Consider the following 13,298-nt stretch of genomic DNA (forward strand, 5'->3'; position numbering starts at 1 on the left):
GTCACTCTACCTTCCTATCAGAAACTCACAGATTCGCCCGCTTTCAGATCAAACTGCTTGCTGCCACCATTGAAGTGTACCGTAACCTTACCGTCACGTTCAGCACTCAATCTCCCCTTGCTAACCTCGCCCTGCTTCCATTCCAAATCCACCGTGTAGCCGCCACGCCCACGTAATCCCTTATAAAATCCAGTGTGCCATTCCTTCGGTAAAGCCGGAATCAACTCCAACTCACCTCCCTCCGCATGGTAATGGCTCTGCAATAACATCTCAGCCATGCCCGCACACCCACCAAAATTACCATCGATCTGGAAAGGTGGATGCACATCTAACAGGTTCGGGTTCGTCCCCTTCTTAAAGAGATTGCGCATCAAAATATAGGCGTGATCTCCATCCTGCATCCGCGCCCAGAAATTAAGCTTCCATCCCATCGACCAGCCAGTGGCACCATCTCCCCTCTGGGTCAGTGACACGTGGGCGGCCTTGGCCAGTTCAGGGGTTTTAGCCACACTGATCTGTGAACCAGGATACAACCCGAAAAGGTGGTTGAGGTGGCGGTGCTTATCTTTTGGATTGTCGATGTCTTCGTACCATTCTTGCAACTGACCGTGCTTCCCTACCTTGTAGTCAACAAGCTGATCCTTCAGCTTCTTCCAATCCTCAACCTGCTTGCCCTCTTTTCCTAAAATGCGTGCAGCTTCTATCGCCCCCATCAAGGCTTCGCGTGCCATTGCAATGTCACAGGTCGCCCCCAAGGACGCCGGTCCATGCTCAGGTGACCAACTCGGTGTGCTCGACATCTCTCCAGATGGTAACTTGTAAAATGAATCAACCAAGAAATCACAGGTTCCAGCCATGATCGGCCAACACTTTTCCTCCAAGTAGCGCTTATCTCCCTCGAAGGCATATTGCTCCCACGCATGCGTCGTCAACCACGCCCCAGCCAACGGAAAATAGGCCCAATACCTCGGACGGTTTTTCCCTGGGTTCGGTGCTGTGAAGCCCCATATGTTAGAAGTCAAATTAGCAGTCCATCCCCGAGCATTAAAGTACGCCTTTGCCGCTGCTGTCCCTGTCTTACTCAGTGTCTCAGTGTAATCAATCAACGGTCGCTGACACTCGATCAAATTACACGGACCAGACGGCCAATAGTTCATCTGCAAATTGATGTTCAAATGGTAGTCAGATCGCCAAGCCGGTACCATCTCGTTACACCACAATCCCTGCAAGTTTGCTGGTAAACTCCCATCCCTTGATGAGCCAATCAATAAATAACGCCCAAATTGAAAGTACAGTTCTTCCAAGTCGTGGTCAGGCTTGCCCTTCTTCTGTAATTGCATCCGCTCATCCGTCGGCAGCGCAGCGATCTTTGGATCTGTCTTTCCGAGATCAATCGCGACCCGACCGTGCAATGCTTGGTGGTCTTCCACATGCCGCTGCTTCAACGCTTTAAAATCATGACTGACAGCCGCTGCCAGCTGCTTCTTCGAGCGCTTCGCAGCCGCCTCGCCACGCCAAGTCCCAACCACTGGTGCGTAATTCGTATTCAAAACAAGCGTAAAGGTCGTCGCCTTTGAGCCCTTTACTGAAATACCAGCATCACTCACTGATACACTTCCACCCTCATGCTCGACTGAGACCCTGCAATCTAACTCCAATCCATTATTCTTTACCTTGCCTGAAAAAACAAAAACCTTCCCATCCTGAGTCCCTTTCACTTCATGCGGTGACGCCATGGAAAATTCCAAATCCTGGGCCGCTTCACCAGCATAACGAATCACCATGCACCTGTCCGGATACGAACAAAATGCAGTGCGCTCATACTCCTTGCCCCCGTGCTCGTAACGAACCCTGTGCACCCCCGTGCTCAAATCTAATTCCCGACGGTACTTGCTCGCCTCCTTGTGCGACGACTTAATGTAAATCTCTCCAAATGTCTGATACGCACCAAAAATTTTAATGATCTCCGCACGATCATCTGGCCCAAGCCCCCTCAAATGCTCCGCAGACAACTCTTTGACCTTCTTTTGATCCCCATCTAACAAGGCCTTGCGAATCTCCGGCAAATACCGATACGCGTCAGGCTTATTCAAATTCTGCTGCCACCCCTTCGCCCCAGGACCTCCAGCCCATAATGTGCTCTCATTAAGCTGAATCCTATTTAACTCCACACCTCCATACATCATCGCCCCCATATGACCATTGCCCAATGGTAAGGCATACTTTTCCCATGCCTGATCCGGATTCGCTTTCGCCGTCGGACTCTGATTCTCCACTGTCCATGCCTTCAACGGACTCTTTAGCCCATACCCGTCAGCAGGCTTCGCATACCACATCACCTGACTCTCAGCTCCTGCCACACCAGCCAAACACCCCATCACACTCCACCACCGCATCGCTTGCTTCTTCACATTACTCATCATATCAGTCATACAGGTATATGCGTTGAATCCTACATATATTACACATTTTGCCAAAGTTTCTCACTATTCCTACCAGCTCGCCCTTTAGCAAAACCTTTCTCTCTTGAAGGATTCTCTCCATTCTAACGTAACAGAAAGCCTATCTTTTAAGACATCAGAGCCTAGAAGTTTACCCTAGCCCTATGATCTTGCTTGAATAAGTCGAATCTATCACGCATGCAGTATGCATCGCATTTCCACATGACGGAACAAAATAAAGAGCGCAAACACGTTGCTATCATTGGGGCCGGCATTTCTGGCCTCAGCGCAGCCTACTACCTTCAGCAGGCTGGGCACAGTGCTGTCATTTTTGAGAATGGCAAACGTATCGGCGGTGCCATCCAGACTAGCCTCAAAGACGGCTACCTCTGTGAACACGGACCGAATTCCCTCATGGTCAATGACCAACGCATTGCAGACCTCATCGAAGCTGCACAACTCGGCCCCGAAGTTCTTGTCGCTAACAAGGCCGCCAATAAGCGCTTCATCGTCCATGAAGGTAAACTTCAGGCCCTTCCTTCTTCACCATTGAGCCTGCTCTCTACCAAACTCTTTAGCTTTAAAGCCAAGTCGCGCCTGCTCAAAGAACCCTTCATGGCCAAACGAGCTGCTGATGCTGGCAGCGAGAGCTTTGCCGACTTTATCCGCCGACGCTTCGGTCCTGAAATACTCGATAAAGCGGCCGGACCATTCGTCAGCGGCATCTATGCTGGAGACCCCAACAGGCTCTCCACCAGACACGCCTTCCCCAGCCTCTTCGAGCTCGAACAAAATCACGGATCAATCCTCAAAGGCCTCATCAAATCGAAACGCGAGATCAAAAAGGGCAAAGGCAACCCACACCGACTCGCCAAACGTGAAATCATCTCATTCAAAGAGGGCATGGAAGCACTCCCAAAAGGTATTGCAACCCTCCTCGAAGATGGAACCCTCTTCCTTGAAACCAAGCTAGGTGGAATATCCTTCAACAAAAAGACCCAGCGCTGGCACATCGACTGGAAAGGTAAAAATGGTACCATCGGCCAAGGCAGCTTCAGTGATGTCATCCTCACCACTCCCGCTCATAAATTAGAAGACCTTCCACTCGAAGACGAGATCCTCGACGCGGTCTCCCAAGTCCCTCACCTCGACTACCCACCCGTAGCAGCGATGATGTTGGGCTTCAATCGCAGCCAAGTGAAACACCCACTCGATGGATTTGGCATGCTCAATGCACTCGGTGAAAAATCAAAAATGCTCGGTGCCCTCTTTCCCTCCACCCTCTTCCCAGACCGCGCCCCTCAAGACCATGTCTCTATCAATGTCATGCTCGGTGGCTCACGCACGCCCGAACATGCAAAAATGAGTGAAAGCGCTATGAAAGCCTCCATCATGGATGAACTCAGACGCCTCCTCGGAATCGAAGGAAACCCCGTCTTCTCCAACCTCGTCCGGTGGGAAAAAGCCATCCCTCAAATGAACATCGGCTACGGCTCTGCACTCAAACAAATCGAACAGTGCGAAAAGAAATTCCCCGGAATCCATTTCCAAGGTAACTACCGCGGTGGCATCTCACTCGGAGATTGCATCCTCAGCGGTATCACGCTCACTGAAAAAATTTCTTCCTAAAAAATTTGCGATCTCGCCCCCCCTCTCGTATCACCCCTCACATCAAGCATCCCACCATACTTGCGCGACCCACACTCACCAGAATCTCACACTACCATGGCTAAAAAAGGCGTTATCCTTCTCAACCTCGGCTCACCCGACTCCACGGACGTCGAGGACGTGCGCACCTACCTCGACCAGTTTCTATCAGACGAACGCGTCCTAGATCTCAACCCGATCGTGCGCAAGCTCCTCCTCAAGCTGGTTATCCTTCCAAGGCGCCCCAAAGAATCTGCTGAAGCATACTCGAAGGTGTGGACCGATGAAGGCTCCCCCCTCATCGTCACGAGCGTCAAACAACAAAAGCTCGTCCAGGAAAACACAGACGTGCCTGTCTACCTTGCCATGCGCTACGGCAATCCCTCCACGCCAGACATCGTCGCTGAAATGAAACGTGACGGCATTGACGACCTCCTCATCATCCCTCTCTACCCACAGTACGCGATGTCCAGCTACGAAACAGCGGTCGTCGAACTCATGGAACAACTCCGTGAACAAGGCATGGCAGAAATCAATACCGTCCTTGTCCAACCATTTTACAAGGACCCCGAATACATCGATGCCCTCTGGGAATCTATCCGCCCTTCCTACGAGGGCTCCGGCGCGCACCTCATGATGTCTTTCCACGGCATCCCACAGCGCCACGTCAAAGTCACCGATCCCTCACACGCCCACTGTCTCACCACCAAAGACTGTTGCACCACCCCCCACCCAGCCCATGGCACTTGCTATAGCCACCAATGCTACGCCACTGCATACGCGCTCATGGCAAAGGGGGGATTGCACCACGATGATGTCACCATCTCCTTCCAGTCACGCCTCCTCAAAGACCCGTGGCTCAAACCCTACACGGACTTCGAAATCGAACGCCTCGCCAAAGAAGGCGTCAAAAAACTCAAAGTCATCTGCCCAGCATTCATCACAGACTGCCTCGAAACCCTCGAGGAAATTGCCATGGAAGGAAAAGAACAATTCCTCGAAAATGGCGGCGAAGACTTCGAACTGATCCCCTGCCTCAATACCCACCCAGCTTGGATCAATTGGCTCAATAATAAAATCGAACGCTGGGAACCCTAATCCCATAAGCATACCTTTGACCGCCTGCGCCTAGCGTCCACACCGCTGCGCGCAGGCATTTTTTTGCCCACACACCAATCCCAATTGGGCTTAAAAAGAACCAATCGCACTCGCTTGCCGCCCCCCCCCTCCCACAGCATCCTAGAGTCATGAAACTACTCACGACTCTCTTGCTGGCACTCTGCACCCTGCTGCACGCCGAGACTATCGATCTCATCAGCAAAGGCTCCCCCTCCAAACAACTCTATGTCTCAGGCAAATCCTGGAAAAAATCTAAAGACCAGTTCATTGGCTCAGGAACCGGACAAACACTCCACTTCCCACGTGAAATCGCTGCCAACCAATTTCAACTCGATGCCACCATCAGCATCAAAGAGCTCAGCAAGTCAGCTGCAGGCATCTACCTAGGCTCCCAACTCTTCGGCTTCGATGGCCGCGGGGGCTTCTTTCTTGAAGGTGGCAGCTTTCCTAACAAAAACATCGCCGGCAATGCAAAGCACATCACCCCAGGCAAGCCTTTCCACTTCAAAGCCGTAGTAACCAATGGTCTCGTGCGCTTCAGCATCGACGGCAAAGAAATCACAAGCCAGAAACTCTCCTCCCCATCATTCGCAGGTATCACCGTCCGCCCACACAGAGGAGAACTCAGCATCCAAGACCTGCGTATCACTGGAAAATTCAAAGAACTCGAAAAGCTCAATCACCTCTTCGCATGCGGAAAAGAAGGCTATAAAAGCTACCGCATCCCTGCACTCGTCACCACTAAAAAGGGCACCTTACTCGCCTTCTGCGAGGGACGTAAACACCACTCGCATGACCACGGAGATATCGACATCGTCCTCAAGCGTTCCTCTGATAATGGAAAAACTTGGTCGCCCCTACAAATCGTCTTCGATAACCAAAACCACGTCGCCGGTAACCCCGTACCCATTGTCGACCAAAAAACCGGCCGCATCCACCTCCTCACCTGCACCTCAGATAAACATGAATACGCCATCTATAAAGGTGAAGGCAGACGCGCCATCCTTATCCAACATTCCGACGACGACGGTAAGTCATGGAGCAAACCTCGCGATATCTCAGCCAATATCTACCCAGAAAATTGGCGCTGGTACGCCACTGGGCCATGCTCAGGAATCCAAATCCAAAAAGGGAAGTATGCCGGCCGACTCGTAGCACCTGCTAACCACACAGTCGTCGAAGATCCAAATTCTGACAAGAACACATTCCGCGCCCACAGCATCTACTCAGATGATAATGGCAAAACCTGGCACCTTGGTGAATCATCCGCTCCAGGTGGGAATGAAAGCGCTCTCGCTGAAGTCGATGAAGACCTCCTCTTCCAATCCATTCGTATGCAATCCCACCGTAAAGGGGTGCGCGGAACGCGTTACTCAAAAGATGGAGGCCAAACATGGAGCCCACTCCAACACGACTTCAATCTCCCTTGCCCCATGTGCCAAGGCTCCGTCATTCGCGACTACCAAACACCAAAACGCTTAATCCATGCAAACCCAGGCACTGGCAAAGGACGCACAGGTATGACCCTGCGCATCTCTAGCGATGGCGGCAAATCCTGGCCCTATGCAAAAACCGTCCTAAAAACCTCCTCGGCCTATTCCGATATCAGCCTCACAAAAAATGGCCAAATTGCTCTCCTGTTCGAAGGTGGACACCGCGACTACGCAAAAGAAGGAATCATCTTCCAACTCGTAGACCCAGATACCATAACACTCACCGACTCGCCAGCCACCAAAGCCGAACATAAAAACAATTGGAACCTCTGGAAAGAACGTCACGAAAAATTTAACGTCCAAGCACAAGATGGAAACATTGACCTCCTTCTCATCGGAGACTCCATCACCCACTACTGGCAGCAAAATAAAATGTGCAAAACCGATGGCCAGTCCGTCTGGAACCAATACTTCAGCAACAGCAATGTCGCAAACTTCGGTATCGGCTCAGATCGTACCCAACACCTTCTCTACCGCCTACAAAATGGTAACCTAAACAATATCTCCCCCAAAGCTATTGTCCTCATGATTGGTACCAACAATGCCTCATCCAGACACACCCCTCACGACATCTTCCTCGGTACCAAAGCTATCATCTCCACACTCCAAGAAAAATGCCCTAACAGTACAATCTTGCTCTACGAAATCTTCCCTCGCCTTCGTGGTGGCGCAGAAATGCAAATGCGCTGTGCCCAAGCAAATGCCCTCACAAAAACCCTATGTGACGGTAAAAAAGTCATACACTGCTCCATCAACTCGAAGCTACGTGACCATTCTGGCCAACCAGATAAAAAAATATTCTTCGATGGTATTCATATCAGCCCAGACGGGTACCAAATCTGGGCTCAAGATATTCTTCAGCAACTCAAGTCTGCGAATATCCAACTCTAACTCCCCCCAAGTAAGTGAAACTCCCATATCTCCCCCTCGCCCTCTTAGCCGCCGCGTCCCTTCATGCCTCCCCCATCCTTGATATCACCTTCTCCTCTCCAACCACTCCCGAGCAAACTCATAGCTTCACCCCCATTTGGGACGCCTCCCCAAACCACTACCACGGCCACTGGCTCTGCCATAACTCACTGCCGCCCCACTTCGTAGCTACCCCCAGCGGGCTGGGAATCAATACGCAACACAATAGGGGTAAAATCGTACTCAACCCAAAACAACCACACACCCCAAGTGCCTGGAAAAAACAAGCAACTCAACAGCCCTCTACCCCACTCACGCTCGATGGAACCTCTTCCTTCACCCTCGAGGCAGTGATCAACTGGAATAACACCACTTCATCTAACAATGGGATCATGGGCCAAATTATGTCCCCCCAATACCCCTCAGAAATCTTTCTTCGCGAATCCAACGGCTTCCTCCACTACGTTCTTAAATCCCCACAGGCCTCAGTGAGTGTCTTCCACGACATCATCGATATCTCTCATGCAAAAAACGATGGCCACTTCCATAGCATTGCCTTGGCTCTCGACTCCAACACCCACCAAATTCATTGCTACCTAGACGGGAAACTTATTCATACTAACACCCACCCTAACATTTCTAAACTAACAAAGCTCCATGCCAAAGAACGTCCATTCTTCCTTGGAGCCTACAATAGCCGACCTGAGTACTACTTCTCTGGAACACTCGATCGCTTCCGCATCTCACCTTCTCCACTCTCCCCCAATGAGCTCTTGGTTCCTGACAAACCAAAACAAACAAGCTCTTCCCTTCCTACCAGATCCGTCCTCCTAGGCATTGGCGGTATCCAACTCTCGCTTCAACCAGAATAGCTTATCGCATTCTGGCTCTAAAAAGCACCAACACTAACCTTTTGAGCCGACTCAACCACTTACCCCATAATCGGCCTCAAGGCTGACTCCTTCCTTGTGCTGAGTCAGCCCCCCCAACAACTAAACGAACATGAAAACAACAATCACCCTCTCAGCCATCGCCGCTACAGCGCTCTCAGCAAATGCCGCATTGGTTGCCACAAATCTCAGCTTCGAAAATGGCACCACCGGATGGACAGCTACATCCACTGGAACCGGCACACTTGAAACTGCCGACTTCAGAACCGCAAATGACCCAGATAACTGGTTCCCCGACACCTCACTCGGTGAGGACAATACCCCAAACACCACAGACGATAACACCGTCCTTATTATCGAGAGTGACAGCGGAGTCGATGACACAGGTACATTCGCTCAGGCTCTCACAGGTACAGCAGAGGCAGGTACCTACACCTGGAACCTCTCAGATGTCGGCGTTACCAACTTTGCCGACAATAGCGCTGACGGTGCCTTTGTCCGCTTTGGCTTCTCAGCAGACGGATCCACATTCATTGCAGGCTCCTTTGTCGACCTCATCGAAGGCACCAATATCGCCTCTCCATCTCAAAACGCATCCGGCCAATTTAATGGAGGCGTATCCTACACAGCGACAGGCCTAGAACCAAACCTCTACATCATGTTTGAAAGCTTCAATGGTGTCGGTAATAACATCGCCAATGGTAGAACTGCTGTAACAGTCGGCTCATCCGACCTCGCCTTCACCGCTGCAGTCGCAATCCCTGAGCCCTCATCCACAGCCCTCCTCGGACTCAGTGGCATCGCACTCATCCTGCGTCGCAGAAAATAATCCACCAACCAGATCCCCCCCCCAATTCCTCAAACACCAGCCGCGGTCAATGCCTATTTGATCGCGGCTGCTCTTCTCCCACTTGGACCTAAAAAAGTACCAATCCAATTCTTTTGCCCTAATCCCAGCCCTCTCGGAAGATAGCGTGGCTGATGTTCCTCGAATATCCGCCCACAATGAACATTGATAGATATGACGAAAAAAACACTCTTCACACTCATGGCTACCTGCGGCCTCTCACAGGCTGCAGTCATCTCAAACTTCGACTTCGATACCATCTACACCACGGCTAACGACGCAGACCAAGGCAACACCACCTCACAAACACTACGTCTCGATGACGCAGGCTTTGGCACCAATGGAGGTGTCGGCTCCGCCCTCACCGGCTCAGGTTGGTCCATTACCACCGTCGACTTCATTCACGAAACCTCTAACAACGACACCGTCGCTCTACAAATCTCTGATGGCTTCCAAACCATCACCTCTGATAACACCATCGATCAAGGGACCCTCTCATTTGGTGACCTCATGAGCTTTACCTTCTCAGGTGATACCGAAACCTTTGACGCCACCTCCACACTCACCTTTACCTTCACAGGTGGCTCCATCCGTACAGCCCTCTCCGGAGGCGGCGACCGCGGAGGCCCACTCAATACACTTTCCTCAGGCTCCACTAACTGGAGCGGTACCACAGACATGGCGATCCGTATCACCGCCGTCCCAGAACCCACCACTTCTGCACTACTCGGCCTCGGTGGCGTCGCCCTACTTCTGCGCCGTCGCAAATAATGAGCTAATTTCACCCACTTCACCACTATCCCGCTACTGACCCATTCCTCAGCAGCGGGATTTTTTTGCTCTGAACCATATTGGTCCAAAAAGGAACCAAGCCAATATCTTCGTCCTCTAGCTTCTGCTTACTCTATCCTTCACAACGCTTTCCCCCAATTGGAAGGCGTATCCAGACAATCAATATCCCTATGAACACGACAACAAAAACATTTATCTCACTGGTCGCCACAGCCTCTCTCACTCAGGCAGCCTCCCTCGTCGACATCACCTTTAGTGACCTCGCAGACGGCGACCTAACAAATGGCACGACCATCACGAATACCTCCGGCACTAATGGCCTCTGGGATGGTGGCACTGCAACTGTAAGCTCCGGCACTGTTGATACCAGCACCAACGATGGCTACATCAACTATGCCAGCGGTCACGGACTTGTTATGGATCTATCAGGATCTAACGCGTATACCTTCACCGCACAAATTACTATCCAAGACCTCACAGCAAACACCGGCGTCTTCGGACAAATCAACTCCTGGACTTCCGATAACAGTGAGTACTGGATGCGCCTCACATCTGCAGAAGACTACCAAATTCTCCTACGTGACAGTACGGGCACTCAAATCGTCCACACCTTCGATACTTCCGCAGCCCTCATCTTTGGCGTCGAACACACACTCAGTCTAGTCATCGACGGCACCACAGCGGAAGCCTTCGTCGATGGCAACTCTCAAGGCACCGTGAGCACTACCACACTCACAGGCGGCACTATCGGCACCGCTGGTGACCGTGCCGTCATCGGCGCCTACAACAGCACCGCCGGCAACCGCTTCGATGGTATTGCAAATAGCTACAGCATCACCTCAGTCCCTGAACCAAGTTCTACAGCCTTACTCGGACTTGCGGGGCTCGCACTCATACTGAGACGCAGAAAATAAAAAAATTCCGCCCTGTCCTAGACAGGTTGGCCCTCATGCCAACCTGTCTCATTCCCCCTCACTCACTCAGCTCTACTCCCATTCTCCAGACCTGTCCGCCCATGAGCCCTTTTCGTTTTCCATTGCCAGTCACCTCACAATCCTTCTCAATGAAGGACATGGATCTGCCAAAAAACAAATCCGCTCAAGCTGCAGAACATATCAAAAAACTAATCGAAGTCGGTCACTTTAGCACCACACTTCCTAGTGAACGACAACTCGCTGACCAATTGCTCGTCAGCCGTAATTGCGTGCGCGATGCCCTAGAAATCCTCACCAATGAAAAAGTCCTCGCCCCCAGCGAGCCCTCAAAACGTCGCCAAATCCTTATCGACTCAGAAACCCCCTCACAGCAAAAAATCGAACGCTGCATCATCATCACTCCCACCCCTGAACACAAAGCCCCTAGTAAACTCCTTGTCCAAGTTGCTAAACTGCGAAACCTACTCGCACCCTCACATGTCGATGTCTCCATCCGCAGCCCCAGAGCTTTCAGAAGAAAAGACCCATCCGATGAACTCTGCCAAATAGTCGAGGAAAACCCAAATACCGTGTGGGTGCTCCACCAATGCCCAGAAAGCTTCCAACTCTGGTTCCAAGCAGCCCAACTTCCCACGCTCGTCTTTGGTACTATCTTCCCCTCCGTGAACTTGCCCAGTATCGATAGCGATCATACCGCCACTGCTCGTCATGCAGCAGGACAACTCATACGCCTCGGCCATAAACATATCAGCCTCGTTATTCCACGTACCACCCTCGCCGGTGCTCAAAATGCTGAAGTTGGAATCCAACAGGCTATCGAACAGACCCAGCACGAGGTGAGCTCCACCATCTTGCGCCACGACTTCAATGTACCCAGACTCACCACTGCCCTCGATAAAGTATACAGATCTGCCACCCCCCCCACTGCCTTTATCATCCAAAACCACCATCACTTCCTCACCGTCTACAGCCACCTCCTCTCACTAGGACTCAAAATCCCCCAACACGTCTCACTCATCAGTATGGTCGATGACCATTCATTTGAATACCTTACCCCCACTCCCGCCAGCTATTCCACCCAAGATAAACTCGTCAAATCACTCGCCGCATCCATCCTTGGCATCTACCAGAAAAAGAAACTCAGCGCCTGCATCGTCCCACAGTTTCAACCTGGCCAATCAGTCTCCAACAGCTACCAATAATCCCCTCCACAGCCCTCACCCACGCTCACTGACACACCTAAGTCAAAAAATGCGTGCACTCTATCTTCTATTTCGCTAGAGTATCCAGAATTCTATCAATTCTACCACTAGGATATTCCAATGAACCTCCACTACCCCATTGCTCTTCTAGCAATCTCTGGCATCTACTCCCACGCAGCGCTCAACAGCATCGATTTCGACTACAAATACGAAATGGACGTCGCTCCCTCTACCCAGGACCTCGACAGCAATAGTACGGACGATTTCTTCGCTGGTAATGCAGGTACAGCCGGAGCTGAGCTCAATAATGTCACCTACAACGGAGGCATCGGCTCTTTCAAAGATGACAACACCCCCGGAAATTCTTCAGTCATCCGAGCAGACTTCACCAATAGCATCTGGAGAAATATGTTCCTCTCAGATCTCACTTGGACCGCAGAAGCAAGAATCCAGATTGTCGATGACGGTTCTTTTCCCGAAGGCTCAAACGGAACCCTAGTCATTAGTGGCGGAATCGCAGGCTACTCACCATTCGCCCGCGTCTATAAAGACCGTATTACTTTCTCCAATGGAGCAACTGACGTCACCTACTTGAACGGCACTGACTTCACCTCTAAATTCTTCGATATTCGCATCGCCCAAGACGCCGACGGCGAGGGCTGGCTCTGGGTCGACGGTGTCCTCATCGCCCAAGACCAAGCCGTAAGAACAGGCCTCAGCGGCGGATACGCTAATGGCTTTTTTATCGGAGGTGAATCCTTCAGTAGCTCTGTCAACGGCGCATGGAATATTGATTACCTCAGACTCGATACCGATTTCCAACAAGTTCCAGAGCCCACTTCCACCTCACTCCTCGGACTCGCGTCACTCTCCCTCCTCCTTCGCCGTAAGAGATAGAACTACTCACAACTTCACCTTCATCCTGAAAGGGCATGCCTAACAGCATGCCCTTTTTTTGTACCCTCCCATCTGGTCTAGCAAAAAGACCAGCATCTCTGCTGCCAAAATTCCCCGCTACCCCAG

10 protein-coding genes are annotated in these 13,298 nt (G+C 51.4%); 9 read left to right on the forward strand and 1 reads right to left on the reverse strand.

What is annotated here, in order from left to right; genetic code table 11:
- Positions 1–17: 17 nt before the first annotated feature.
- Positions 18–2,432 carry a glycoside hydrolase family 95 protein gene (locus ACFSW8_RS01990; protein ID WP_377177303.1) on the reverse strand — a complete coding sequence of 805 codons (2,415 nt, stop codon included), beginning with the start codon at positions 2,430–2,432 and terminating at the stop codon, positions 18–20.
- 183 nt (positions 2,433–2,615) lie between these two features.
- Here ACFSW8_RS01990 and hemG point away from each other — a divergent pair, with 183 nt between their 5' ends.
- The 9 genes from hemG to ACFSW8_RS02035 all read left to right on the forward strand — a co-directional run bounded on the left by hemG (position 2,616) and on the right by ACFSW8_RS02035 (position 13,172).
- Positions 2,616–4,070, forward strand: a complete 1,455-nt coding sequence (hemG, locus tag ACFSW8_RS01995) for a protoporphyrinogen oxidase (protein WP_377089272.1) — start codon at positions 2,616–2,618, stop codon at positions 4,068–4,070.
- Between the two features lie 96 nt (positions 4,071–4,166).
- The gene (gene hemH / locus ACFSW8_RS02000; protein WP_377177305.1) at positions 4,167–5,186 is read left to right on the forward strand and encodes a ferrochelatase; all 1,020 of its coding nucleotides are present in this window, start codon (positions 4,167–4,169) and stop codon (positions 5,184–5,186) included.
- Between the two features lie 149 nt (positions 5,187–5,335).
- Positions 5,336–7,591: an exo-alpha-sialidase gene (locus ACFSW8_RS02005; protein ID WP_377089270.1), complete on the forward strand. Its 2,256-nt coding sequence runs from the start codon at positions 5,336–5,338 to the stop codon at positions 7,589–7,591.
- 14 nt (positions 7,592–7,605) lie between these two features.
- Entirely contained in the window at positions 7,606–8,481 is an 876-nt protein-coding gene (locus ACFSW8_RS02010; RefSeq protein ID WP_377089269.1) for a LamG-like jellyroll fold domain-containing protein, read from the forward strand.
- 130 nt (positions 8,482–8,611) lie between these two features.
- Positions 8,612–9,328, forward strand: a complete 717-nt coding sequence (locus tag ACFSW8_RS02015) for a PEP-CTERM sorting domain-containing protein (RefSeq protein ID WP_377089268.1) — start codon at positions 8,612–8,614, stop codon at positions 9,326–9,328.
- A gap of 192 nt (positions 9,329–9,520) precedes the next feature.
- Positions 9,521–10,117 carry a PEP-CTERM sorting domain-containing protein gene (locus ACFSW8_RS02020; RefSeq protein ID WP_377089266.1) on the forward strand — a complete coding sequence of 199 codons (597 nt, stop codon included), beginning with the start codon at positions 9,521–9,523 and terminating at the stop codon, positions 10,115–10,117.
- A 191-nt stretch (positions 10,118–10,308) separates the two neighbouring features.
- On the forward strand, positions 10,309–11,052 hold the full coding sequence (locus ACFSW8_RS02025; protein ID WP_377177307.1) for a PEP-CTERM sorting domain-containing protein: 744 nt from the start codon (positions 10,309–10,311) through the stop codon (positions 11,050–11,052).
- A gap of 101 nt (positions 11,053–11,153) precedes the next feature.
- A complete protein-coding gene (locus ACFSW8_RS02030; RefSeq protein WP_377177309.1) occupies positions 11,154–12,275 on the forward strand; it encodes a substrate-binding domain-containing protein in 1,122 nt (373 codons plus the stop codon).
- 120 nt (positions 12,276–12,395) lie between these two features.
- On the forward strand, positions 12,396–13,172 hold the full coding sequence (locus ACFSW8_RS02035) for a PEP-CTERM sorting domain-containing protein (RefSeq protein ID WP_377089263.1): 777 nt from the start codon (positions 12,396–12,398) through the stop codon (positions 13,170–13,172).
- The last annotated feature ends 126 nt before the right edge of the window (positions 13,173–13,298 follow it).

The sequence above is a fragment of the Rubritalea tangerina genome, assembly GCF_042683245.1.
In the GTDB taxonomy this organism is placed as follows: Bacteria; Verrucomicrobiota; Verrucomicrobiia; order Verrucomicrobiales; family Akkermansiaceae; genus Rubritalea; species Rubritalea tangerina.